Source organism: Rathayibacter sp. AY1B7, assembly GCF_002932735.1.
In the GTDB taxonomy this organism is placed as follows: domain Bacteria; phylum Actinomycetota; class Actinomycetes; order Actinomycetales; family Microbacteriaceae; genus Rathayibacter.
Genome location: NZ_PSWK01000004.1, coordinates 90,807 through 114,720, shown reverse-complemented (window position 1 = coordinate 114,720; position 23,914 = coordinate 90,807). Strand labels below are relative to the sequence as shown.

The following is a 23,914-nucleotide window of genomic DNA, read 5'->3' as shown; positions in this document are numbered from 1 at the left end:
CCGCCGAAGACCTCGACACGGTGACCCCGCGACGGCGGAGGACCCGGAGTGCCGTGGGCCCGGAGACCAGAAGGGCCTGTGAGGGGAGCACCCGCGAGAGGGGAGGAAGTGTGGAGCCTAGGAGATTCGAACTCCTGACATCCTGCTTGCAAAGCAGGCGCTCTACCAACTGAGCTAAGGCCCCGGGCCGGAGACGGGACGATCCGTCTCCGAGAGTCGAACGGCCCGCCACCGCGAGGTGACGGGCCGTTCGGACCGGGTGGGGGTACCAGGACTTGAACCTGGGACCTCTTCATTATCAGTGAAGCGCTCTAACCGCCTGAGCTATACCCCCGGAATGGCCAGAGGAGACTCTACCCGACATCGAGCAGGAATCCCAATCGGCCGGACCGTGCGCCCTACTGGTTGGTGAAGCCCACCAGGAGGCCGCCGGTGATCTTGACGCTGAGGTTGTACAGCAGCGCCACGATCGCGCCGAGCGCGGTGGTGACGATGGTGTTCAGCACCGCGACGACGATCGCGAAGCCCATGACCTGCGGCAGCGAGATGATCGTGTTGAGGTCGAACGCCTCCGCGCCGGCGATGTCCTGCACGAGGCCGTTGACCTCGTCGAACACTCCCGTCTGAGCCAGGACCGTGTAGACCAGGTAGACGACGACGATCGTGATGATCGCGAGCGTCAGGCCCAGCAGGAACGAGAGCTTCACGGCCGACCAGAAGTCGACGTAGACGAGCTTCAGGCGGACCTGCTTCGCCGCCGGGCTCTTCGCGGACTTCCTGGCGAGCTTCTCGGCGACGGTGCTACTCATCTACGGACCCATCCTCCTCCGACACCGGGGCGGACTCGGCCGGCGCCGCGGCGTCGGGATCCTCGTCCTGGGCGTCGAGATTGCGTTCGGTGTTCTTGGCGAGTGCGATGATGCGGTCGTCCTCAGCGAATCGTGCGAAGACGACTCCCATGGTGTCGCGACCCTTGGCCGGTACCTCGGCCACCGCAGAGCGTACCACCTTGCCGCTGGCGAGCACGACGAGCACCTCGTCGTCCTCTCCGGTGATGATGGCGCCCACGAGGTCGCCGCGCTTCTCCTCGAGCTTGGCCACCTTGATGCCCAGCCCGCCGCGTCCCTGGAGGCGGTACTGGTCGACCGCGGTGCGCTTGGCGTAGCCGCCCTCGGTGACCACGAAGACGAAGCCCTCGTCGCTGACGACGTTGGCGTCGAGGAGGCGGTCCTCCCCGCGGAACGACATGCCGCGGACTCCGGAGGTCGAGCGGCCCATCGGGCGCAGCGCCTCGTCGGACGCGGTGAAGCGGATCGACATGCCCTTGCGGGAGACCAGCAGCACGTCGCTGTCCTCCTCGACCAGGAGCGCCGAGACGAGCTCGTCGCCGTCGCGCAGCTTGATCGCGATGATGCCGCCGGAGCGGTTCGTGTCGTACTCCGAGAGGGCCGTCTTCTTCACGAGGCCGTCGCGCGTGGCGAGCACCAGGTAGCGGGCCGCCTCGTAGTCGCGGATGTCGAGGATCTGCGCGATCTGCTCCCCCGGCTCGAGCGCGAGCAGGTTCGCGATGTGCTGGCCCTTGGCGTCGCGGCCGGCCTCCTGCAGCTCGTAGGTCTTGGCGCGGTACACGCGGCCGGTGTTCGTGAAGAACAGCAGCCAGTGGTGCGTGGTGGTGACGAAGAAGTGCTCGACGATGTCGTCGGCCTTCAGCTGCGCGCCGCGCACGCCGCGGCCGCCGCGGTGCTGGGCCCGGTAGGAGTCGCTCCGGGTGCGCTTGAGGTAACCGCCTCGGGTGACGGTGACGACCATCTCCTCCTCGGGGATCAGGTCCTCGACGCTCATGTCGCCGTCGAACCCGAAGAGGATCTCGGTGCGGCGGTCGTCGCCGAAGCGGTCGACGATCTCGTCGAGCTCGTCCGAGATGATCGTGCGCTGGCGCTCGGGGCTCGCGAGGATCGACTTGTAGTCCTCGATCTCGGCCTGGATCCGGTCGTGCTCGTCGATGATCTTCTGGCGCTCGAGGGCCGCGAGGCGGCGCAGCTGCATGTCGAGGATGGCGCGGGACTGCACCTCGTCGATGTCGAGCAGCTCCATCAGGCCGTCGCGCGCCTCCTCCACGGTGGGGGAGCGGCGGATGAGGGCGATGACCTCGTCGAGCGCGTCGAGCGCCTTGAGGTAGCCGCGCAGGATGTGGATCCGCGCCTCCGCCTCGTCGAGGAGGTACTGGGTGCGGCGCACGATGACCTCGACCTGGTGGTCGACCCAGGCGCGGATGAAGCCGTCGAGCGAGAGCGTGCGCGGGATGCCGTCGACGATCGCGAGCATGTTCGCGCCGAAGTTCTCCTGAAGCGGCGTGTGCTTGTAGAGGTTGTTCAGCACCACCTTCGCCACGGCGTCGCGCTTGAGGACGACGACGAGGCGCTGGCCGGTGCGACCGGAGGTCTCGTCGCGGATGTCGGCGATGCCCGAGACGCGCCCGTCCTTGACCAGCTCGGCGATCTTGATCGCCAGGTTGTCCGGGTTCACCTGGTACGGCAGCTCGGTGACGACGAGGCAGGTGCGGCCCTGGATCTCCTCGATGGAGACAACGGCGCGCATCGTGATCGAGCCGCGGCCGGTGCGGTACGCGTCCTGGATGCCGCGGACGCCGAGGATCTGCGCACCGGTGGGGAAGTCGGGTCCCTTGATCCGCTGCAGCAGCGCCTCGAGGAGCTCCTCGCGCGTCGCGTCCGGGTTCTCGAGCGCCCACTTCGCGCCAGCGGCGACCTCGCGCAGGTTGTGCGGCGGGATGTTGGTCGCCATGCCGACCGCGATGCCGACGGAGCCGTTGACGAGCAGGTTCGGGAACCGGGCCGGCAGGATCGCCGGCTCGCGCGTCCGACCGTCGTAGTTGTCCTGGAAGTCGACGGTGTTCTTGTCGATGTCGCGGACCATCTCGAGCGCGAGCGGCGCCATCTTGGTCTCGGTGTACCGGGGAGCGGCCGCGCCGTCGTTGCCGGGGGAGCCGAAGTTGCCCTGCCCGAGCGCGAGCGGGTAGCGGAGGCTCCACGGCTGCACCAGGCGGACCAGCGCGTCGTAGATCGCGGAGTCGCCGTGCGGGTGGAACTGGCCCATCACGTCGCCGACGACGCGCGAGCACTTCGAGAACGCCTTGTCGGGGCGGTAGCCGCCGTCGTACATGGCGTAGATCACGCGGCGGTGCACGGGCTTCAGGCCGTCGCGCACCTCCGGCAGGGCGCGCCCGACGATGACGCTCATCGCGTAGTCGAGGTAGGAGCGCTGCATCTCGAGCTGCAGGTCGACCGGCTCGATCTTGTCGTGACCGTGGATCACCACACCGGTCTCGGTGACGATGTCGTCGCTCTCGTCCGGGCCGGTGGGGGTGGTGGGTTCTTCTGCCATGGTCTCTGGTCTCTCAGGTGGGTCCGTGCCCCGGAGGAGCGGGGGCGGCGGTCGCGCTGGGTGTCAGGTGTGTCGTCGGTGTGCGGGCCGGTGAGGGCCTCTGTCGCGTTCTGGTCGAGGATGCGGCCCATCGAGGGCCGCCGTCACGTGTTCGAGATGCTCGCGAGGGCGGTCCACTGGACCGCCCGGCCGCCGCCTCTCGAAGGACGTCCGTTTCCTCGACAGCTAGATGTCGAGGAAGCGCACGTCCTTCGCATTCTTCTGGATGAAGGAGCGGCGGGACTCGACGTCCTCGCCCATGAGGGTGGAGAAGATCTCGTCGGCCGCGGCCGCGTCGTCGAGCGTGACCTGGAGGAGGGTCCGCGTGGCGGGGTCCATCGTGGTCTCCCACAGCTCCTTGTAGTCCATCTCGCCGAGGCCCTTGTAGCGCTGGATGCCGTTCTCCTTGGGCATGCGCTTGTTGGTCGCCGAGCCGTGCGCGATCAGGGCGTCGCGCTCGCGGTCGCTGTAGACGTACTCGTGCGGGGAGTTCGACCACTTGAGGCGGTACAGCGGCGGCTGCGCGAGGTACACGTAGCCGAGGTCGATCAGCGGGCGCATGTAGCGGAAGAGGAGCGTCAGCAGCAGCGTCGTGATGTGCTGGCCGTCGACGTCGGCGTCGGCCATCAGGATGATCTTGTGGTACCGCGCCTTGTCAGGGTTGAAGTCCTCGCCGATGCCGGCGCCGAACGCCGTGATCATCGCCTGGACCTCGTTGTTGCCGAGAGCGCGGTCGAGCCGCGCCTTCTCGACGTTGAGGATCTTCCCGCGGAGGGGGAGGATCGCCTGCGTCTCGGGATTGCGGCCCTGCACCGCGGATCCGCCCGCCGAGTCGCCCTCGACGATGAAGATCTCGGAGATCGACGGGTCCTTGGACTGGCAGTCCTTGAGCTTGCCCGGCATGCCGCCGCCCTCGAGCAGGCCCTTGCGGCGGGCGGTCTCGCGCGCCTTGCGCGCCGCCATGCGGGCCGAGGCCGCCTGGATCGCCTTGCGGATGATGTCCTTGGCCTGGCTCGGGTTGCGGTCGAACCAGTCGGCCAGCTGCTCGCCGGCCACGCGCTGCACGAACGCCTTCGCCTCGGTGTTGCCGAGCTTCGTCTTGGTCTGGCCCTCGAACTGCGGCTCGCCGAGCTTGATCGACACGACGGCGGTGAGGCCCTCGCGGATGTCGTCGCCCGAGAGGTTCTCGTCCTTCTCCTTGAGCAGGTTGTTCGCGCGCGCGTAGCGGTTGACCAGAGTGGTCAGCGCGGCGCGGAAGCCCTCCTCGTGGGTGCCGCCCTCGTGGGTGTTGATGGTGTTCGCGTAGGTGTGGACGCTCTCGGTGTAGGCCGTGGTCCACTGCATCGCGACCTCGAGCGAGATGCGGCGCTCGGTGTCCTCGGACTCGAAGTCGATGATCTCGGAGTGCACGAGGTCCGACTTCTTCAGCGAGTTGATGTACTCGACGTAGTCGACGAGGCCCTTCTCGTAGTGGAAGACGTCGGTCCGGTCGCCCTCGGTCTCGTTCTCGCCCTCCCCCTCGAACTCGACCTCGTTCTGGTCGGTCAGCGCGATGCGCAGGCCCTTGTTGAGGAACGCCATCTGCTGGAAGCGCGCGCGCAGGGTCTCGTAGTCGAACTCGACCGTCTCGAAGATGCCGGCGTTGGGCCAGAAGGTGATCGTCGTGCCGGTCTCGTCGCTGGCCTCGCCCTTCTCGAGCGGGGCGTCCGGCACTCCGTCGGTGAAGCTCATCCGGTACACGGCACCCTGGCGCTTGACCTCGACGTCGAGGCGCGTCGAGAGCGCGTTGACCACGGAGGAGCCGACGCCGTGCAGGCCGCCGGAGACCGCGTAGCCGCCTCCGCCGAACTTGCCGCCGGCGTGGAGCACGGTGAGGACCAGCTCGACCGTGGAGATGCCCTCGGTCGGGTGCATGTCGACCGGGATGCCGCGGCCGTTGTCGGAGACGGTGACGCCTCCGTCGGCGCGCATCAGGATCTCGATGTTGTCGCAGTAGCCCGCGAGCGCCTCGTCGACGGCGTTGTCGACGATCTCGTAGACCAGGTGGTGCAGACCGCGCGGACCCGTGGATCCGATGTACATGCCGGGGCGCTTGCGGACCGCCTCGAGGCCCTCGAGGACCTGGATCTGGTTCGCGCCGTAGTCGCCGGACGACTTGGTCGACATGCTCTCGTGCGGAGCGGAGGGGGCTGCTGAGCCGTTCGCGTCCAGGTCGTTCGCTGCGGGTGACGTGGAGTCGTTCGGCTCGTGAGTCATAGCTGTGGAGTTCTCCTCTGACGGTCCGTCGCGACGCGCACGGTGATCTGGAGATCGCCCGCGCGGCGGCGTCACTGCGGTTCGGCGGCCCTCCATTCTACCGCGTGCCGGGTCGATCCGAAGCGCTGGACGGCGATCTGAAGCGCGAAAGATCGGCGGTCGACCGAAAATGCGTCCTCAGCCGTAGGTGTCGCGCGGACCACGCCCTGGAATCGACCTGGGACCCTTTTTCCAGTTCGGGACGTCCGGGCCCTGGAAACGGATCGACGCGATGCCCGCGTCGGGGAAGTTCACGGCGATGTGGTTCATGATCTCGATCCGCATCAGCCGGAGCTGCGTCGACCACGCCGTGGACTCGCACGCGACCGTCAGCACGCCGTCGACGACGCCCACCGGAGTCGAGTGCTTCGCGGTCTCCTCGCCGGCGATCGCCGTCCACGACGACATCAGGTCGCCCTGCGCCAGCGGCGCCGTCCAGCCGAGCTTCACGGTGAGGGAGTCGAGGACGTCGCCGAGGTCGTGCGGGTCGCGGCCCTTGCCGAACGGGATCGCGTCGCCCTTGGACTCGGCACGCTCGACGGTCTTCCGGATGCGGCGCGGGCCGTCGGCGCCGAACACCTCCTTGAGGTGGCGGTAGACGCGGGCGGCCTCGGAGTCGGGTGCGGGGGCTCCGCGGCGGGGGGAGTCAGCCATCGGACGGCTCCGACGGGGCGGGCGGCTCCGGGGACGCGGGATCCGTGGACGCCGGCGCTGGGGACGCGGTCTCCGAGGAGGAGGCCGCGGCGGAGGAGACGACACCAGGAGAAGGGGAGTCGGACGAGACCGGATCGGGAGAAGAGGAGTGGGAGGACTCGGGACCGGGAGGAGGGGAGTCGGAGGACACCGGATCGGACGAGGCGGAGTCGGGAGCGATCGGCTCCGGCACGGCGATCGGCGCGGCGGCGGCGCCCGTGCCGACGATCCGGCCGGCCTCGATCCGCACGGTGTGCGCGGCCAGCGCCTCCGGGACGTCGTCGAAGACGGCCGCGGTGATCAGGACCTGCTCGTAGTCGGCGACCACCGAGGCGAGACGCTCGCGCCGGCGCGCGTCCAGCTCGGCGAAGACGTCGTCGAGCATCAGCACCGGATCGCCCATGGGGGAGTCGCGCCGGAGCAGCTCCGCGGCGCCCAGCTTCAGCGCCAGCGCGAACGACCAGCTCTCGCCGTGGCTGGCGTAGCCCTTGGCCGGCAGCGCGTTCAGCTCGAACTGCACGTCGTCGCGGTGCGGGCCGACGAGGGAGACGCCCCGGTCGAGCTCGCGGCGGCGCACCCCGGCCAGGGCGGACGCGAACGCCTCCGCCAGTTCCTCGCCCGCCGCCGGTGACACGGCGCCCGGCTGCTCCACGGGCTCGCCGTCGTCGTCGACCGCGCCCTCGATGCTCAGGCGGGAGCGGAGCACCGGACGCTGGTCGGCACCGGCGACCGCCTCGTACGCGGCGCGCACCGGTCCGCTCAGCTCCTCCACCAGGGTGAGGCGCGACTGCATGATCTCGGTCCCGAGCGCGATCAGGCGCTCGTCCCAGATGTCGAGGGTCCCGAGCTTCGAGGGGTCGCGGACGCCGCTCGCCCGTGCGGACTTGAGCAGCGAGTTGCGCTGGCGCAGCACCCGCTCGTAGTCGGCCTGGACGGCGCTCATCCGCGGGGAGCGGAGGATCACCAGCTGGTCGAGGAAGCGGCGGCGGGCCGACGGGTCGCCGCGGATGAGGAGGAGGTCCTCCGGCGCGAAGAGGACGCTGGAGAAGAAGCGGGGGAGCTCGCGCGGTTTGATCCCGCCGCGGTTGATCTGCGCGCGGTTGGGGGAGGAGCGGTTGATCTGCACCTCGGCCAGCAGGTCGCGCTCGCCGTTGCGGAGGCGGGCGCGCACCACGGCGCTGTCCCGGCCGGCGCGGATGAGCGCCTGGTCGCTCGACACGCGGTGCGAGCCCAGGGTGGAGAGGTAGCCGAGCGATTCGACGAGGTTCGTCTTGCCCTGGCCGTTGCGGCCGACGAAGAGGTTCGGTCCGGGCACGAGCTCGACGTCGACCGACTCGTAGTTCCGGAAGTCGCTGAGCGCCAGCTGCGTCACCTGCACGTCGCGCTCCTCTCCTCCACCCGTCGTCGCGGGCCTTCCCTGCACCCCTGCGGGCTCCTCGCCCGTCTCGCTCGGCCGGTCCACCCGCCCCGGCGCCTGCGGTCCGCTCTCCCCCTGCCGGCCAGGCCTGCGCCCCCGGTCTCGACACACCCCTGCGGGCTACTCGACCGGCACGGCGGCGGAACCGTCCGGGACGCGGATCCCGATACGCCCCTCCGGGGCCACTACTCGCTCACCATGATCGGCGGCGCCCCGTCCCCGCCCGTGAAGGCGGCCGAAGGCTCGCCGCCCGACGTCGGTAGCAAGGTGGAGGCGGCCGGAGGCCCGCCGCCCCCGTGAGAGCATCCCTGCCTCACGGGGGCGGCGGGCCGCAGTCCGCCGTCCGTCACCGGCCCTGCGGAACGCGCCCCCCTCCGGAAGCCGACCGCCGTGAGGACTGCCGGAGGCAGTCCTCACCAGCCCACTCAGTCGACGGCCTTGACGGAGTGCCCGCCGAACTGGTTGCGGAGCGCTGCGACGGCCTTCATCGCGGGGGAGTCCTCCTGGCGGGAGACGAAGCGGGCGAAGATCGAGGCGCTGATCGTGGGCACCGGGACGGCGTTGTTGATGGCCTCCTCGATGGTCCAGCGGCCCTCGCCCGAGTCCTGCACGTAGCCCTCGATGTTCTTGAAGTCCGGGTCCTGCTCGAGGGCGCGGACGAGGAGCTCGAGCAGCCAGGAGCGCACGACCGTGCCGCGCTGCCACGCCTTGAAGGTGCCGGTGACGTCCTTGATGATGTCGCTGCGGGTCTCGAGCAGCTCGTAGCCCTCGGCGAACGCCTGCATCAGGGCGTACTCGATGCCGTTGTGGACCATCTTCGCGTAGTGGCCGGCGCCGACCTCGCCGACGTGGACGAAGCCCTCCTCGCGGGGGCCCTCCGGGCGCAACGCGTCGAAGACGGGCATGGCGTACTCGACGAGCTCCTTCGGGCCGCCGACCATCAGGCCGTAGCCGTTCTGGAGTCCCCAGACGCCGCCGGAGACGCCCGCGTCGATGTAGTGGATGCCCTTGGGCTTCAGCAGCGCGTTGTGCTTGAAGTCCTCGGTGAAGCGGGAGTTGCCGCCGTCGATGACGAGGTCGCCCTCGCTGAGCTTCTCCGACAGGTCCTTGACGACCGCGTCGGTGATCTCGCCGGCCGGCACCATCACCCAGACGATGCGGGGCGAGGGGAGTGCGGCGATCATCTCGTCGAGAGAGGCCGCGTCCGAGACGTCGGGATTGCGGTCGTAGCCGGTGACCTCGAGCCCCTTGGAGCGGAGGCGGGAGCGCATGTTGTCGCCCATCTTGCCGAGGCCGACGAGTCCGATGTGCATGGTGAACCTTCCTGGATTCGTTGTCCGGCGGGCGGGCGCTCGTCGGGAGCGGGGCGGTCGCGGCTCTGCGATCCGGGGAGTGGTCAGCGCAGCAGCAGGTTGGGCTGGAGCAGGTAGCGGTAGCTGTCGCTGCCGGGCTGCTCCCGCGAGGTCTGCGCGGTGATCAGGACGGGGCCGGGCTTGTTGGGGTTCTCGGTCTTCGTGAACGCGATGCGCACGAACTCCGAGTGGACGGCGGCGAGGCCGTCGAGCAGGAACTGCGGCTTGAGCGAGACGACCACGTTGTCGCCGGTCACGATCGCGTCGATGCTCTCGGACGCCTGCGCCTGCTCCGAGCCGATGGCCTCGAGGGTGAGGCCGTCGCTGCTGAAGCTGAAGCGGAGGGCCGCCTCGCGCTCGAGCACGAGCGAGACGCGGCGGGTGGCCTCGATGAGGTCGCTGGTCGACATGACCGCGTAGTTCTCGACGGAGGCGGGGAAGAGGCGCTTCACGGGCGGGAAGTTGCCCTTGATCAGCAGCGACGTGACGGTCTTGCGGTCCGCTGTGAAGGCGATCAGCTCGCGCTCGTCGCGGTTGGTGATCGCGACGGAGACGGTGCCGGAGTGGCCGAAGGTCTTGCCGACCTCCTGCAGCGTGCGCGCGGGCACGAGTGCGGTGAGCGGCTGGGTGGGCGCGGGGTTGTCCCCGTTGTCCCAGTCGATCTCGCGGACGGCGACGCGGTAGCGGTCCGTCGCGACGAGGCCGATCGTGTTCTCGGTGATCTCGAGCTGCACGCCGGTGATGACGGGGGTCACGTCGTCGCGGGAGGCGGCGACCGCCACCTGCGAGACGGCGGCCGCGAAGGCGTCGGCCGGGACGAGGCCGGTGGAGGCGTCGATCTCGGGGATGCTCGGGTACTCCTCCACGGGCATCTGCAGGAGCGTGAAGTGCGCCGAGCCGGCCGAGACCGAGACGCGCGACTCCTCCGTGGCGATGCGCACGGGAGCGTTGGGGAGGCGGTTCGCGATGTCGGCGAGCAGACGGCCCGAGACGAGCACGGTCCCCGTCTCCTCCACGTCGGCCGCGATCTGCGTCTGCGCGGACACCTCGTAGTCGAAGGAGGACAGCGTCAGACCCTCGGAGGTCGCCTCGATGAGGACTCCGGAGAGGATCGGCAGGGTCGTGCGCTGCGGAAGCAGCTTGACCGCGAAGGACACCGCCTCGCTGAAGACATCGCGGTTGGCTTGGAACCTCACGAGTACACCCCTGACGAGTCGCGGACGAAGACCGTCGCCCATCGTACCCGCCGGGCTCGACGAGCTCGGAAGGGGGTGGACCGCCGAGCACTCCCGAGCCGCTGTGGAGAGGTTGCCGGACGAGGCTTCATTAAAGAGAGAACTGCGTTAACAGTGTTAACACGTGTGGAAACTGTGGAAAACGCTTCGGACCCCTACTCCTGGGTGGGATCGGAGGGACCCGCCCCTGTGGAGGGAGTGTGAGCGGGCCCGTGGACGCCCTGTGGAGCGATCCGGGCCGACCTGTCGCCCTCCACAGGCGGGCTCTCCCGGCGCACAGTCCCGAGGCGGTTGTCCACAGTTATCCACAGGTTCCTCACACTGTGGAAATCGGCCCTCCGAGGCGCGCGAGGCGGCGTGTCCGAGGCCCGCCTGGTGGGTCGAGGAGTCCGTCGACGACGTCTCCGGGTCACGACGGAGACCGTCGAACGCGGCTCGCGCCGTCCGAGCGGCGCGGAAGACGATGCGCGCTCCCTCTCCCCTGCGCTGCTCTCCTGGCCGTCGCACGGCGGATCGACACCGTCCGATCGCACGCCGGCCGCTCAGCCGCTCACCCGGACCCCTTGAGCACGTGCGGTTCATGCTGGTCGAGTAGCCCCAGCGAGCCGTATCGAGACCCCCGCCAGCGCCTTCGCCTGATCTCGACGCGCGCCGACACCGACGCCCTGCTGCTCGCGCCGCGATCCCCGTCGCCTCCCCTCACACGAAGAGAGGGGAGCGACTACCCGACCACCGCGCACGGACGCCGATGGACCCCGGGGCACGCCACCCGGGACAGGCGGTCCCGGGGACCGTACGACTGCCGGCTAGCGGTTCGTCTTGATGCGGGTGGTCAGCTCGGTGACCTGGTTGTAGATGCTGCGGCGCTCCTTCATGAGCTCCGAGATCTTCTTGTTCGCGTACATGACCGTGGTGTGGTCGCGGTTGCCGAACAGCTGGCCGATCTTGGGCAGCGAGAGGTTCGTCAGCTCGCGGCACAGGTACATGGCGATCTGGCGCGCGGTGGCGACGGCCTGCGAGCGCGACGAGCCGTAGAGGTCGTCGACCGTGAGCTTGAAGTAGTCCGCGGTGTGGTTGATGATGTCGACCGGCGAGATGACGTTGTCCTCGTCGAGCGTGATCAGGTCCTTGAGCACGGTCTGCACGAGCGACATGTCGACCGGCGTGCGGTTCAGGCTCGCGAACGCGGTGACGCGGATGAGCGTCCCCTCGAGCTCGCGGATGTTGCTCGACACCTTCGACGCCATGAACTCGAGGATGTCGTCGGGCACGAGCAGCTTCTCGCTGACCGCCTTCTTGCGGAGGATCGCGATGCGGGTCTCGAGGTCGGGAGCCTGCACATCGGTGATGAGGCCCCACTCGAAGCGCGAGCGCATCCGGTCCTCGAAGCCCGTCAGGGCCTTCGGCGGCAGATCGGACGTGATCACGACCTGCTTGTTGTGGTCGTGCAGCTGGTTGAAGGTGTGGAAGAACGCCTCCTGCGTCTCCGCCTTCCCCTGCAGGAACTGGATGTCGTCGATCAGGAGGATGTCGACGTTGCGGTAGCGGCCGTGGAAGGCGTTGCCCCGGTTGTTCGCGATCGAGTTGATGAAGTCGTTCGTGAACTCCTCGCTCGAGACGTACCGCACGCGGATCCCCGGGTAGAGGCTCATCGCGTAGTGGCCGATGGCGTGGAGGAGGTGCGTCTTGCCGAGCCCGGAGTCGCCGTAGACGAAGAGCGGGTTGTAGGCCTTGGCGGGAGCCTCGGCGACGGCGACGGCCGCGGCGTGCGCGAACCGGTTGGAGCCTCCGATGACGAAGTTGTCGAAGCTGTACTTCGGGTTCAGCCGGGTGTCGGTCGCCGGCACGGTCCGCAGCTCCTCGACCCCGCGGGTGGGCGCGACCGTCGCCGAGGAGGCGGTGATCGGCTCGAACGGGTTCATCGACTCCTGCGACGACGGGGAGCTGAGGGGTTCGTGCTCGATGTCGGGGTTCACCACGAAGGCGAACGTCGTGACGCCGAAGGAGTCGTCGAGCGTCCCGATCGCGCTGAGCAGGGGCACGCGCACGCGCTGCTCGAGCATCCCGCGGGTGAACTCGTTCGGGACCTCCAGGTAGAAGGTGCCCGCCATGATGCCCTTGGGCTCCACGAGCGAGACGAACCCGTAGAGGGGAGCGGTGATCCGCTCGTCCTGGGACAGTGCGCCGAGGATCACGTTCCACGCGTCGACCATCGACGTGTCGTCTGCCATCTGTCTCCGGTCCTGGGTGCTGTCGCTGTGAAGTCGCTGCGGGATCGCCGTCTCCGCCGGACCCGTCGCCGCCCGCTGCAGGGGCGTCGCGGACCGGGCGCGGAGCCGGGTCTCGAGTGCCGCTCTCTCCACAGGGTTGTCCACCGGCCTCGAGCGATGCCTGTGCGGGCGCGGGAGGACGCGGATCCCACCTGTGGATAACTGCGGCTCAACACCGTAACGAACGGAGCCGACGGGAGACAAATCCACCACAGCGACACCCGCGTGTCAATGCGCGGAACCCCGTGTCCCGTGTGCATGATCGAGGTTTCGCGCCGTCCACATTTGACCGGTGGCGGAACAGGCCGTAGTTTAAATCAGTTGACGCCTGCCCGGTGTCGTCCGTGCGGCCCTCGCAGGCCGAGCGGATTCCGCAGCCGGGCACCCCTTCTTCCCGGAGGATCCGAGTCTCCGCCCGAGTGGGTGGTGCCGGTTCGCGCCGCGGAACACGTACGTGGAGATCTGATTATGAGCAAGCGAACCTTCCAGCCGAACAACCGTCGTCGCGCCAAGGTGCACGGCTTCCGTCTGCGCATGCGCACCCGTGCCGGCCGCGGCATCCTCAGCGCGCGCCGCGCCAAGGGGCGCACCGAGCTCTCCGCCTAGCAGCGAGCGGTACCGACCAGCGGTGCTGGCCAGAGCCAATCGCATCGTCCACGGAGGCGAGTACCGGACAGTCGTCCGTCGCGGTGTGCGGTCCACAGGACCGCACACCGTCACGTATGTCCGCCGGTCCTCCGCGGGCGATCCGGCGCGGTTCGGGTTCATCGTCGCCAAGACGGTCGGCACCGCGGTGACGCGCAACACCGTCCGCCGCCGGCTCAAGGCCGTGGCGTTCGAGCTCGTCCCCGAGATCGACCCCGGCACCCAGGTCGTCGTCCGCGCGCTGCCCGGCAGCGCCGACGCCCCCTGGTCGGAGCTGCGCTCCGAGGTGTGGTCCGCGATGGCGCGAGCCGCGCGGAAGAGCGGGGCGTCCTCGTGACCGCCGTGCTCCCCCGCCGCGAGGCGCCGCTCGCCCGGCTCGGGTGGGCGATCCTCCTGCTGCCGCGGAACATCGGCGTCCTGCTCCTGATCGTCTACCGGGCGGTCGTGTCCCCTCTCTACGGGGACGTCTGCCGTTACTACCCCTCGTGCTCCGCGTACGCGCTCCAGGCGGTCCAGCTCCACGGGCTCGTCCTCGGCTCCGTCCTCGCGGCCCGCCGTCTGCTCCGCTGCCACCCGTGGGCGGCCGGCGGCATCGACGACGTCCCGACCTCGATCCCCCTGCACCGACCGGCTTCCGGCCGGACCCGCTTCGCCGTGACGCGAGCCGGGTTCGTCGTGGGCCCTCGAAAGGACTGACCCCACTCCATGGACCTCCTCGGCACGATCCTCTGGCCCCTCAAGTGGGTGGTCGAGCTGCTCCTCGTCGCCTTCCACCAGCTGCTGACCTTCACCGGCATGGAGGCGGCCGCGGGAATCACCTGGGTCCTCTCGATCGTCGGCCTGGTCATCGTCATCCGCGCCGCGCTCATCCCGATCTTCGTCAAGCAGATCAAGAGCCAGCGCCGGATGCTCGAGGTCGCACCCCAGCTCAAGAAGATCCAGGACAAGTACAAGGGCAAGCGCGACCAGCTGTCCCGCGAGGCGATGTCCCGCGAGACCATGGAGCTCTACAAGAAGACGGGCACCAACCCGCTCGCCTCCTGCCTGCCCCTGCTGATCCAGATGCCGATCTTCTTCAGCCTGTTCTCGGTGCTGAACGCGGCGCAGCACAGCCAGAAGGGCGTGGGCCCGCTCGACGAGACGCTCGCCCGCCAGTTCGGCGAGGCGAACCTCTTCGGCGTCGCGCCGTTGCACCAGTCGATCCAGGGCGCACTCGCCGAGGGCGGCCAGGAGCCGGTCATCATCATCGCGGTGATCATGGTCGTCCTGATGACCGCATCGCAGTTCATCACGCAGCTGCAGATCGTGTCGAAGAACATGTCGCCCGAGGCGAAGGCTTCGCCGACGTTCAAGCAGCAGCGGATCCTGCTCTACATCCTCCCCCTCGTCTTCGCCTTCTCGGGCTTCGCCTTCCCCCTCGGCGTGATGTTCTACTGGCTGACCTCGAACATCTGGACGATGATCCAGCAGTTCATCGTCATCCGGAACATGCCGACCCCGGGCAGCGAGGCCGCCAAGGCCCGCGAGGAGCGCCTGCGCCGCAAGGGCAAGCTGGTCGAGGAGACCACGGCCGCCGGCGACGTCACCCTCGTCGAGAAGAAGGCCGTGCAGCGCACGCAGCCCGTGAGCAAGAACCGCTCCAAGAAGCAAGCTGGAAAGAAGTAGAGCCGCCATGACCGATCCGATGCAGACCATCACCGACGACGCGTCCGCACCCGTGGACGTGGACGCGTCCGCCGTCGACGAGGCGCCCGAGTCCACGCTCTCTCAGCTCGAGGACGAGGGCGACGTCGCCGCCGATTACATCGAGGAGTTCCTCGACATCTGCGATCTCGACGGCGACATCGACATCGAGGTCCGCAACGGCCGCGCCTACCTCTCGGTCACCGCCTCCGGCGACACGAACCTCCGGGTGCTCTCCCGCCCCGACGCCGTCCAGGCACTGCAGGAGCTGACGCGACTCGCGGTCCAGACGAAGACCGGCGCGTTCTCCCGCCTCATCCTCGACATCGGCGGCTCCCGCGACGCCCGCGAGGCGGAGCTGGCCCAGCTGGTCGACCGCGCGATCGAGCGGATCGAGGACGGCGCGACGTCGGCCTCGCTCCCGCCCATGTCGTCGTACGAGCGCAAGCTGGTCCACGACATGGTGGGCGAGCGCGGCTTCGTGTCGGAGTCGCGCGGCGAGGCGCGCGAGCGCCACACCGTCATCACCCGCGGCTGAGCGGCGTGGAGTCGACCCTCGAGGCCGAGCCCTCAGCCGCTGCGGCGATCGCCGGCGACCGCCTGCCCCTTCTGCGGCGCTTCACGGAGGCTCTCGCCGACCAGGGCGAGGAGCGCGGCCTGATCGGGCCGCTGGAGCTCCCCCGGCTCTGGACGCGGCACGTGCTCAACAGCGCCCTGGTGGCGCCTCTCCTGCGTCCGGGACTGGTCGGTGATGTCGGCAGTGGCGCGGGCCTTCCCGGGCTCGTCCTGGCCATCGTGCGGCCGGATGTCCGCTTCGTGCTCATCGAGCCGATGGAGCGTCGCGTCGTCTGGCTTCAGGAGCAGGTGGACGGACTCGGACTCGAGAATGTCTCAGTTCTTCGAGCGCGTGCTGAAGAGGCGGAGCTCGCGGAGCCTCTCGACCAGGTGACCGCTCGGGCGGTCAGCGCCCTCTCGAAGCTGATCCCGCTGACCGCGCCGCTGCTGCGGCCCGGAGGCGAGCTGGTCCTGCTGAAGGGCATCAACGCCGAGAAGGAGATCGAGGCGGCGGCCAAGCAGATCCGTCGTTTCCGGCTCTCCCCGCCCGAGGTCGTCGTGCTCGGCGACGGCGTGCTCTCCGAGGTGACGAGGGTCGTCCGGGCTACAGTGGGTTGATCGCCACGACGCCGCAGTGAGCCCCCGACTCCTCGTCCGTCGACTCCTCGGTGCTGCTGTCCGTCCCACTCGCTGAGCGAAGGTTTCACGTGAAACAAACCGATTCCGCCGGTCTGACCGGAGGCTTCGACTCCTCGACTCCCCTGGCCCGGGAGATCGCGGACATGACCCGTCGGCGCGCACTGCTGAACGCCCAGCCGCTGCCCAAGCCCGAGTCGACGCGCGTCATCACGATCTCGAACCAGAAGGGCGGCGTCGGCAAGACGACGACGACCGTCAACCTCGCCGCCGGGCTCGCCCGCGGTGAGGCGAAGGTGCTCGTCATCGACCTCGATCCGCAGGGTAACGCGTCGACGGCCCTGGGCATCGAGCACCGCGCCGAGACGGCCAGCGTGTACGACGTGATCGTCAACGACACTCCCCTCGCGGACGTCGTGCAGAAGAGCCCGGAGTTCGCCTCGCTCTACGGTGTGCCGGCGACCATCCACCTGGCCGGCGCCGAGATCGAGCTGGTCTCGCTCGTCGCACGCGAGCAGCGTCTTCGGCGTGCGCTCGACCGCATGCTCGACACCATGGACGAGCCGTTCGACTACGTCTTCATCGACTGCCCGCCGTCGCTCGGTCTGCTGACCATCAACGCGTTCGTCGCCGCTCGCGAGGTGCTCATCCCGATCCAGTGCGAGTACTACGCGCTCGAAGGGCTCAGCCAGCTGCTCAAGAACATCGACTTGATCGAGCGGCACCTCAATCCGAACCTCGGTGTCTCGACGATCCTCCTGACGATGTACGACGGCCGCACGAACCTCTCCCAGCAGGTGGCAGCGGATGTCCGAGAGCACTTCCCGAAGGAGGTGCTGCGCGCGGTGATCCCGCGCAACGTGAGGATCTCGGAGGCGCCGAGCTACGGACAGAGCGTGATCAGCTACGACCCGCAGTCGTCCGGTTCGCTGGCGTATCTGGAGGCGGCCGCGGAGATCGCACGACGCGGAGCCCGGAAGACACCCGAGACGGCACACGAAGGAGAGGCACGCTGATGGCGACCAAGCGCACGGGACTCGGCCGGGGGATCGGCTCGCTCATCCCGACCAGCGACGAGTCGCGCTCCCGGCCCGTCGACGTCTTCTTCCCTGATCAGGTCGGCGATTCGGCCCGTGCCGAGGAGCTCCTCGAGGTCCCCGGAGCGCGCTTGGCGCGACTCCCCCTCGCCGACATCACCCCCAACACGGCGCAGCCGCGGTCGGTGTTCGACGAGGACGACCTCGCGGAGCTCGTCCACAGCATCCGCGAGTTCGGGGTGCTGCAGCCGATCGTCGTCCGGCCCGTGACGGCTCGCGGCGGAGCGAAGTACGAGCTCGTCATGGGTGAGCGCCGGTTCCGCGCCTCGAAGGCAGCGGGACTGACCACCATCCCCGCGGTCGTCAAGGACACGGCCGATGAGAACATGCTCCGCGACGCGCTGCTGGAGAACCTGCACCGCGCCGACCTCAACCCTCTCGAGGAGGCGTCCGCGTACCAGCAGCTCCTCAGCGACTTCGGGATCACCCAGGAGGCCCTGGCGACGCGGCTCGGACGTTCGCGGCCGCAGATCTCGAACACACTCCGTCTTCTGCGCCTCCCGGCTGACGTGCAGGCCCGTGTCGCTGCCGGCGTCCTGACCGCGGGACACGCGCGTGCGGTTCTGTCGCTCGACGACGTCGGGATGATGCGCCGCCTGGCCGACAAGATCGTCAACGAGGACCTGTCCGTCCGTGCCGCCGAGTCTGCCGCCGCGCTGATGAAGGCGCCGCGGACGACCGTGCGTCCCGTGGTGGAGGAGCAGGGCGGGCACTCCGGACACCTCTCGTCGATCGCGGATCACCTCGGCGACCGGTTGAACACGCGCGTCAAGGTCACCCTGGGCGCTCGTAAGGGTCAGATGGTCATCGACTTCGCGACCATCCAGGACTTGAACCGCATCCTCGCCGAGATCGGGGAGCCGACCGAGGTGTCGCTCGCTCCGTAGAGGGCCGGCCTAGCGGCCGCCACTGATTCGCCGTGCGGCTGGCGTGCGCGTGCTCGCGCTGTGTTCTTGGCCGCAATCGCCGATGTGGCGGTATCCGCTCCCCTCGTCGGCACCGCGATCGCAGATCAGCACGCTTGGGGCGATCTTCGAGATGCCTTGTGAGCTGAGGATTCTCGGTTGTCGTCCTCTCTCTGATTGATAGGCCCTTCTGACCGGTACCGTCCGATGAAGTGGTTCCGGGTTCTGCGGGGCGCTGCTTACTCCGGTCCTGGTCGAGAATACGGCTGGTATTGCCGATCGGTGACGATCGCCGGGTATCTGGGGCATTGATCTCTGGATAGAGCAGCTCACGATGCGCCTATATGGCGGTTGAGTAGGCGTGGAGCGCCGGATCTAGGGTTAGCTGAGTTCAGACCTCGTTGACCTCCGGAGTTCATGTCGCTTTCGGTGACTCGCTGGCGGGCGCAGGACGGGTGCCTGGGCGGGTCGTACTCGGTGGCGCTCTCCGCTGCCCAGGGCGACGTCATGGTCGCCGATATTCGCGTGCGCAATGTTTCACGTGAAACATTCCTACGTTGGCCGCCGAGATGAGGATCACCTCGGCTGTCCGTGCATCGCAAGTAGCCGGTGAGGAGTGCTTCCTGAGCCTCCAGAAATTGGCCGGCCGGGGGGCACATTTAGACGAAATGCAGTATCGCTTCGTCCTCGCGGATCGATGCAGATGTGATGAGTGGGTTCGCCGAGATTTGAAGGAGGACCCCGTCGGCGGTCGCCCCCAGAGAGCACTGAAAGAGATGATGGAAGGGCCGTTTCACGTGAGACGGTCCGCTCTAGGGCGGCCTAGCCATTGAAGAGCTACGAATTTGTCATGTAGGAGAGGAGGCCCTCATTGGCTCGACTCGCTCCACCGGGCGCAACATTTCGGATCGAAGTTGCTCAACGGCTGCGGAAGCGTTTCACGTGAAACGCCCCTGCCGAGAACATTGGACGCCCATGCGGATCATCGTGGGACCGACTCGACCGCAATGCTCGAAAGAGATTTCTCGCCTGACCAGCGGAATAGAGACACCACCCCCCCGAGGCGAAGTTGAGGTCGGAGAACCAAGCTAAAGGGGTCCCTTCGGGCCGTGGGTCTCGGTACGTCGCGTAGTGGCTACTCGACCAGCATGGCGACGGGTGCCTGGTGTCGATCAGCGTCGATCGACCATGTTGTGTCTCCCCAGAGATGGCGCGGGTGGCAATCGTGGTGAGCCTCGATTCGACGCACTACTGCTCTTCACCGGTATGTCTGCGGATATGGCCAGACAGTGGGCGTGGATACATCGCTCCAGGCAACGCCCGCCAGGGACCCACTGGGGGTGGCCGGTTCTCGATACGCGGCAATGCGTCTACTCGACCAGCATGATGACGAGGACCAGGTGGCGATGGATACCCGCGAGCCTGGTGAAAAGGTGGCGGCGGGGGCGGGATGTAGCACGCTGATCTGCGGATAATCGACCGGCGCGGCGACAGATGTCTAACGTTGGTGGGAGTCGATGCGCGGCCTCGGGTTCTTCCCCGAGTTGGCACTACTGGTCTGCAGATGAAGACGTGGAACCGTTATTGAGTGGCTACTCGACCCGCATTGTAGGGAGAAGGCGGCGATAGAGGGTCCTGATCGGCCGCGACGCAATTACTCGTCTGGCATTGATTCGAGCAGTGTTCAGAACTCAGCAGCCACGTGATCAGGAGCGTACGCGTAGCGGACCGTTTCACGTGAAACGGTGGAGGTCAGGAGGCGGCGAGCTTCGCGAGGGTGGAGTAGACGTCGCCGAGGTAGCGGCCGGATGCCTCAATGGCCTGGGGAACGAGTGAGGTCTCGGTCATTCCGGGAAGGACGTTCGCGTCGAAGAACCAGGGGAGTCCGGCGTCGTCGATGATGAAGTCGAGCCGCGACAGGTGGCGGAGTCCCAGCAGTTCGTGGATCGCGACGGCCACGCGGGACACCTCCTCCGTGATCTCCGGCGAGATCCGTGCCGGCGTGTAGAAGTGCGTCTCCCCCGCGTTGTAGCGCGCCTCGAATGTGTACTGGCCCGCGACGGGTGCGATCTCGACAGGCGGCAGGGCGAAAGGACCGTCACCGAGGTCGAGAACACCGACGGAGACCTCGGTCCCCTGGATCTGCTGTTCGATGAGCACGACGTCGCCATAGGTGTACGCCTCGACCATCGCTCGCGGGAGCTGCGACGACTCCGTCACGATGCTGACGCCCTGGGCCGAACCGCCCTGAGCGGGCTTCACCACGAGGGAGCCCGGCAGGTGCGCCTCGACCTGCTCCAGAATCCCGGCGGCTCCGAGCTCGCGGAAGGTCTCGCGGGGGAGGGTGACGGAGCTCGGGGTCGAGAAGCCCGCGCGAGCGACGAGCGTCTTCGCGGTCGGCTTGAACCAGGCCAGGCGCGCCGCGTCCGTCTGCGAGCCGACGTAGGCGAAGCCAGCCGCCTCGAGGAGCCCGAGGAGCGCACCGTCCTCACCGCTCGCCCCGTGCACCGCGGGCCAGACGACGTCCGGACGCTTCTGCAGGAGCGTCGAGAGGAGGCCGGCGTCCGGTTCGTGCAGGGAGACGCGGTGGCCCATCGCGGAGAGACGATCCGCCACGCGACGGCCCGACCGCAAGGAGACGTCGCGCTCGTGGCTGATGCCACCGCTGATGACGACGATGTCGAGTGTACGGTCGAGCACAGAGAAATCGGTCATGACCAGGGCTTTCTTATCGAAGGAGCGGTGTCAGGAGACGTTCGGCGGCAGGACGGCGTCACGCTTGCTCGCGTCGGCGCTGCTCAGCCGGCCCGTGCCCGCGAAGGTCGACAGCAGATCGAGCTCCCCGTTGATGACCGTGGCGAGGCGGCGGATGCCGTCACCGATGCGCTCCGGCGTCGGGTAGCAGAACGAGAGGCGGATGTTCTGACGTCCGTCTCCGTTACCGTAGAACGCAGTGCCCGGCGTGTACGCGACGAGCTCCTTCACTGCGCGCGGCAGCATCGCCTTGGAGTCGAGCTCCTCGGGCAGCGTGACCCAGACGTAGAAGCCGCCGTTCGGGTTCGTCCAGCTGAGGCCGGGCAGATGGGTCTGCAGGCCCTTCAGCATCGCTTCCTTCCGCTCGCGGTAGACGCCGCGGAAGGTGTCGATCTGTCCGCGCCAGTCGGCCGTCTCGAGGTACTTCGAGATGACCAGCTGGCTGAAGGACGACGGACTGAGGACGGCCGCCTCGTTGGCGAGGATCAGCCGCTCGCGGATCGCGTGCGGAGCGAGAGCCCAGCCCACCCGGAAGCCGGGAGCGAGCGTCTTCGAGAACGTCCCGAGGTAGATCACCCCGTCCTCCTCCAGCGAGCGCATCGCCTTCGGCGGGACATCCTCGAAGTAGAGGAGGCCGTAGGGGTTGTCCTCGAGCACGAGGATTCCCTCGGACTTGCAGATCTCGAGGATCTCGACGCGGCGCTCCCAGCTGAGGGTCACGCCTGCGGGGTTGTGGAAGGTGGGGATCGTGTACAGGAACTTGATCGTCTTCCCGGCGGCGCGCACGCGGGCGATGTGCTCGCGGAGGGCCGCGGGGATGAGCCCGTGCTCGTCCATGGGGACGTGCTCGACTTCGGCCTGGTACGACCGGAAGATGACCATCGCCGTGACGTAGCTGGGGCCCTCGGAGAGGACGACATCCCCCGGGTCCAGGAACAGCTTCGAGACGAGCTCCAGGGCGTGCTGAGAGCCCGTGGTGACCACGATGTCGTCCGCGCTGGCGGAGATGCCCTCAAGAGCCATGACGTCGAGGATCTGCTCGCGCAGGACGGGGACGCCCTGCCCCGACCCGTACTGCAGCGCGACGGGTCCCTGCTCCCGCATCACGGTGTCGATGGCGCCGGTGACCAGGTCCTGGGGGAGCGCGGACACGAACGGCATGCCGCCGGCGAGCGAGACCACTTCGGGGCGTGACGCGACGGCGAACAGGGCTCGGACCTCGCTGGCGGCCAGACCGGCCGTGCGCTCCGCGTAGGAGTTGTACCAGGGGTCGAGGTTGGTGCCGCGGTTGGTCACGATGGTTCCGCTTCGCTCGGTGGACAGGGTCTCTCCGGCCGGAGCCGGGTGGATCCACAGTACCGGCCGGTCCTGTGCTGCGGCGGGGCGGTCGGGCGCCACTGCAGGGATCGTGGCCTGCGCCAAAGCAGGGCTGTTTCACGTGAAACAGCCCTGCACGAGGAGAGCACCCGTCACGACGTGACAGGGGCTCTCGGAGACCGCAGGGCGGTCAGGAGTGCGAACTCAGAGGAACGCGGCCAGGTCGGCCTCGAGGGCCGGCTTCGGCTTGGCGCCGATGACGGTCTTCACGACCTCACCCTTCTGGTACACCTTCATCGCCGGGATCGACGTGATCTGGTACTTCGCGGCGGTCTGCGGGTTCTCGTCGACGTTCAGCTTGACGATCTCGATCTTGTCGCCGTGCTCGGCCGAGATCTGGTCGAGGATCGGCGCGACCATGCGGCAGGGGCCGCACCACTCGGCCCAGAAGTCGACCAGGACGGTCTTCTCGGAGTCGAGGACGTCGGACTGGAACGATGCGTCGGTGACGCTCTTCGCGGTGGACATGGTGTTCTCTCCTTTACGAGTCGGCGGGCTGCCGGCTCCGATGTGCGATGACCGGACGGTCAGCGGGTGATGAGCTCGGCCCGGGGTGAGCCTTCGGTGTGGGCGGTGCCATCGGCGAGCGAAGCGAGGTAGTGCTCCGCGTCGAGGGCGGCGACCGTTCCGGATGCCGCGGCGGTGACGGCCTGACGGTAGGTCGGGTCGATCACGTCGCCGGCGGCGAAGACGCCGGGAACGGAGGTCTGGGAGGAGCGGCCGACCACCGAGATGGTGCCCTCGGTGGTGAGGTCGAGCTTGCCGTGCACGACGTGCGTGCGCGGGTCGTTGCCGATCGCGATGAACAGGCCGTCGAGGTCGAGGTGGGACTCGGTGCCGTCGACCGTGTCGCGCAGCTTCACGCCGTCGACGTGGTTCTCGCCGGTGATGCCGGTGACCTCGGCGTTCCAGATGAACTCGATCCTGTCGTTGTCGAAGGCGCGCTTCTGCATGACCTTCGAGGCGCGGAGCGAGTCCTTGCGGTGGATCACATAGACCTTCGCGGCGTGCTTCGTGAGGAAGGTCGCCTCCTCCATGGCGGAGTCGCCCCCGCCGACGACGGCGATGGTCTTGCCCTTGAAGAAGAAGCCGTCGCAGGTGGCGCACCACGAGACACCATGTCCCGACAGGCGGTCCTCATCGTGGAGGCCCAGCTTGCGGTAAGCGGATCCGGTCGCGACGATGACGGTCTTCGCCTCGATGCTCTCGCCGGAGCCGAGGTGGACGGTCTTGACCTCGCCCTCGAGATCGAGGGAGGTGACGTCGTCGTAGAAGGTCTCGGCGCCGAACTTCTCGGCCTGCGCCTGCATCGAGGTCATCAGCTCGGGGCCGAGGACGCCGTCGGGGAAGCCGGGGAAGTTCTCGACGTCCGTCGTGTTCATCAGGTCGCCGCCGATCTCGACCGACGAGGCCACGACCACCGGGTGCAGTTCGGCGCGCGCCGCGTAGATGGCGGCGGTCCAGCCGGCGGGGCCGGATCCGATGATGACGATGTCGCGCACGGCAACTCCTCGGGGTCTGTACGAGCGGTGACGGGTGGGGCGGGAGCCGAGCACCCG

Annotated in this window: 19 protein-coding genes, 2 tRNA genes and 1 pseudogene; 8 read left to right on the top strand and 14 right to left on the bottom strand. The window is 68.3% G+C overall.

What is annotated here, in order from left to right; translation table 11 throughout:
- Window positions 1-111: 111 nt before the first annotated feature.
- The 10 genes and pseudogenes from C5C95_RS03815 to dnaA form a co-directional block, all read right to left on the bottom strand.
- Window positions 112-184, bottom strand: a tRNA-Ala gene (locus C5C95_RS03815).
- A gap of 76 nt (window positions 185-260) precedes the next feature.
- A tRNA-Ile gene (locus C5C95_RS03810) sits at window positions 261-334 on the bottom strand.
- Window positions 335-398: 64 nt separating this feature from the next.
- On the bottom strand, window positions 399-809 hold the full coding sequence (locus tag C5C95_RS03805) for a DUF3566 domain-containing protein (RefSeq protein WP_104222673.1): 411 nt from the start codon (window positions 807-809) through the stop codon (window positions 399-401).
- On the bottom strand, window positions 802-3,402 hold the full coding sequence (gene gyrA / locus C5C95_RS03800; RefSeq protein ID WP_104222674.1) for a DNA gyrase subunit A: 2,601 nt from the start codon (window positions 3,400-3,402) through the stop codon (window positions 802-804). The genes C5C95_RS03805 and gyrA overlap by 8 nt, the downstream gene beginning before the upstream one ends.
- A gap of 225 nt (window positions 3,403-3,627) precedes the next feature.
- Window positions 3,628-5,607, bottom strand: a complete 1,980-nt coding sequence (gene gyrB, locus C5C95_RS03795; RefSeq protein ID WP_208543372.1) for a DNA topoisomerase (ATP-hydrolyzing) subunit B — start codon at window positions 5,605-5,607, stop codon at window positions 3,628-3,630.
- A gap of 267 nt (window positions 5,608-5,874) precedes the next feature.
- Window positions 5,875-6,390, bottom strand: a complete 516-nt coding sequence (locus C5C95_RS03790; RefSeq protein WP_104323846.1) for a DUF721 domain-containing protein — start codon at window positions 6,388-6,390, stop codon at window positions 5,875-5,877.
- Between the two features lie 256 nt (window positions 6,391-6,646).
- Window positions 6,647-7,807, bottom strand: a pseudogene (gene recF, locus C5C95_RS03785) (DNA replication/repair protein RecF); the annotation flags it as partial.
- A gap of 464 nt (window positions 7,808-8,271) precedes the next feature.
- Window positions 8,272-9,159 carry a phosphogluconate dehydrogenase (NAD(+)-dependent, decarboxylating) gene (gnd, locus tag C5C95_RS03780; protein ID WP_104323844.1) on the bottom strand — a complete coding sequence of 296 codons (888 nt, stop codon included), beginning with the start codon at window positions 9,157-9,159 and terminating at the stop codon, window positions 8,272-8,274.
- An 83-nt stretch (window positions 9,160-9,242) separates the two neighbouring features.
- Window positions 9,243-10,394 (bottom strand): DNA polymerase III subunit beta, encoded by a 1,152-nt coding sequence (dnaN, locus tag C5C95_RS03775; protein ID WP_104323843.1) that lies wholly within the window; start codon window positions 10,392-10,394, stop codon window positions 9,243-9,245.
- A gap of 845 nt (window positions 10,395-11,239) precedes the next feature.
- Entirely contained in the window at window positions 11,240-12,544 is a 1,305-nt protein-coding gene (dnaA, locus tag C5C95_RS03770; RefSeq protein WP_374952921.1) for a chromosomal replication initiator protein DnaA, read from the bottom strand.
- Window positions 12,545-13,171: 627 nt separating this feature from the next.
- Between dnaA and rpmH the strand changes: the two genes are divergently transcribed.
- The 8 genes from rpmH to C5C95_RS03730 all read left to right on the top strand — a co-directional run bounded on the left by rpmH (window position 13,172) and on the right by C5C95_RS03730 (window position 18,206).
- Window positions 13,172-13,309: a 50S ribosomal protein L34 gene (gene rpmH / locus C5C95_RS03765; RefSeq protein WP_055784512.1), complete on the top strand. Its 138-nt coding sequence runs from the start codon at window positions 13,172-13,174 to the stop codon at window positions 13,307-13,309.
- Between the two features lie 22 nt (window positions 13,310-13,331).
- Window positions 13,332-13,685: a ribonuclease P protein component gene (rnpA, locus tag C5C95_RS03760; RefSeq protein WP_104222680.1), complete on the top strand. Its 354-nt coding sequence runs from the start codon at window positions 13,332-13,334 to the stop codon at window positions 13,683-13,685.
- Window positions 13,686-13,690: 5 nt separating this feature from the next.
- A complete protein-coding gene (gene yidD, locus C5C95_RS03755; protein WP_244229684.1) occupies window positions 13,691-14,044 on the top strand; it encodes a membrane protein insertion efficiency factor YidD in 354 nt (117 codons plus the stop codon).
- A 9-nt stretch (window positions 14,045-14,053) separates the two neighbouring features.
- Window positions 14,054-15,013 carry a membrane protein insertase YidC gene (gene yidC, locus C5C95_RS03750; protein ID WP_104222681.1) on the top strand — a complete coding sequence of 320 codons (960 nt, stop codon included), beginning with the start codon at window positions 14,054-14,056 and terminating at the stop codon, window positions 15,011-15,013.
- Between the two features lie 7 nt (window positions 15,014-15,020).
- Window positions 15,021-15,569 carry a R3H domain-containing nucleic acid-binding protein gene (locus C5C95_RS03745; RefSeq protein ID WP_258062514.1) on the top strand — a complete coding sequence of 183 codons (549 nt, stop codon included), beginning with the start codon at window positions 15,021-15,023 and terminating at the stop codon, window positions 15,567-15,569.
- 5 nt (window positions 15,570-15,574) lie between these two features.
- Window positions 15,575-16,204 (top strand): 16S rRNA (guanine(527)-N(7))-methyltransferase RsmG, encoded by a 630-nt coding sequence (gene rsmG, locus C5C95_RS03740; RefSeq protein ID WP_104323842.1) that lies wholly within the window; start codon window positions 15,575-15,577, stop codon window positions 16,202-16,204.
- A gap of 164 nt (window positions 16,205-16,368) precedes the next feature.
- Window positions 16,369-17,238 (top strand): ParA family protein, encoded by an 870-nt coding sequence (locus C5C95_RS03735; protein ID WP_104247021.1) that lies wholly within the window; start codon window positions 16,369-16,371, stop codon window positions 17,236-17,238.
- Window positions 17,238-18,206 (top strand): ParB/RepB/Spo0J family partition protein, encoded by a 969-nt coding sequence (locus C5C95_RS03730; protein ID WP_104225791.1) that lies wholly within the window; start codon window positions 17,238-17,240, stop codon window positions 18,204-18,206. Before C5C95_RS03735 ends, C5C95_RS03730 begins: the two co-directional genes overlap by 1 nt.
- A 1,770-nt stretch (window positions 18,207-19,976) precedes the next feature.
- Here C5C95_RS03730 and C5C95_RS03725 read toward each other — a convergent pair.
- The 4 genes from C5C95_RS03725 to trxB all read right to left on the bottom strand — a co-directional run bounded on the left by C5C95_RS03725 (window position 19,977) and on the right by trxB (window position 23,857).
- Window positions 19,977-20,939, bottom strand: coding sequence for an ATP-grasp domain-containing protein (locus C5C95_RS03725; protein ID WP_104225792.1), 963 nt, complete (start codon window positions 20,937-20,939; stop codon window positions 19,977-19,979).
- A 30-nt stretch (window positions 20,940-20,969) separates the two neighbouring features.
- Window positions 20,970-22,301 carry a PLP-dependent aminotransferase family protein gene (locus C5C95_RS03720; protein WP_374952920.1) on the bottom strand — a complete coding sequence of 444 codons (1,332 nt, stop codon included), beginning with the start codon at window positions 22,299-22,301 and terminating at the stop codon, window positions 20,970-20,972.
- 198 nt (window positions 22,302-22,499) lie between these two features.
- On the bottom strand, window positions 22,500-22,823 hold the full coding sequence (gene trxA, locus C5C95_RS03715) for a thioredoxin (RefSeq protein ID WP_104222687.1): 324 nt from the start codon (window positions 22,821-22,823) through the stop codon (window positions 22,500-22,502).
- A 59-nt stretch (window positions 22,824-22,882) separates the two neighbouring features.
- On the bottom strand, window positions 22,883-23,857 hold the full coding sequence (trxB, locus tag C5C95_RS03710; protein WP_104323841.1) for a thioredoxin-disulfide reductase: 975 nt from the start codon (window positions 23,855-23,857) through the stop codon (window positions 22,883-22,885).
- Window positions 23,858-23,914: the final 57 nt, after the last annotated feature.

Excerpts from the sequence above, each read along its gene's own strand:
- C5C95_RS03805 (WP_104222673.1), bottom strand. The coding sequence starts at position 809 with ATGAGTAGCACCGTCGCCGAGAAGCTCGCCAGGAAGTCCGCGAAGAGC.
- gyrA (WP_104222674.1), bottom strand. The coding sequence starts at position 3,402 with ATGGCAGAAGAACCCACCACCCCCACCGGCCCGGACGAGAGCGACGAC.
- gyrB (WP_208543372.1), bottom strand. The coding sequence starts at position 5,607 with ATGTCGACCAAGTCGTCCGGCGACTACGGCGCGAACCAGATCCAGGTC.
- C5C95_RS03790 (WP_104323846.1), bottom strand. The coding sequence starts at position 6,390 with ATGGCTGACTCCCCCCGCCGCGGAGCCCCCGCACCCGACTCCGAGGCC.
- gnd (WP_104323844.1), bottom strand. The coding sequence starts at position 9,159 with ATGCACATCGGACTCGTCGGCCTCGGCAAGATGGGCGACAACATGCGC.
- dnaA (WP_374952921.1), bottom strand. The coding sequence starts at position 12,544 with ATGGCGGGCACCTTCTACCTGGAGGTCCCGAACGAGTTCACCCGCGGG.
- rpmH (WP_055784512.1), top strand. The coding sequence starts at position 13,172 with ATGAGCAAGCGAACCTTCCAGCCGAACAACCGTCGTCGCGCCAAGGTG.
- yidC (WP_104222681.1), top strand. The coding sequence starts at position 14,054 with ATGGACCTCCTCGGCACGATCCTCTGGCCCCTCAAGTGGGTGGTCGAG.
- C5C95_RS03745 (WP_258062514.1), top strand. The coding sequence starts at position 15,021 with ATGACCGATCCGATGCAGACCATCACCGACGACGCGTCCGCACCCGTG.
- C5C95_RS03735 (WP_104247021.1), top strand. The coding sequence starts at position 16,369 with ATGACCCGTCGGCGCGCACTGCTGAACGCCCAGCCGCTGCCCAAGCCC.
- C5C95_RS03730 (WP_104225791.1), top strand. The coding sequence starts at position 17,238 with ATGGCGACCAAGCGCACGGGACTCGGCCGGGGGATCGGCTCGCTCATC.
- C5C95_RS03725 (WP_104225792.1), bottom strand. The coding sequence starts at position 20,939 with ATGACCGATTTCTCTGTGCTCGACCGTACACTCGACATCGTCGTCATC.
- trxA (WP_104222687.1), bottom strand. The coding sequence starts at position 22,823 with ATGTCCACCGCGAAGAGCGTCACCGACGCATCGTTCCAGTCCGACGTC.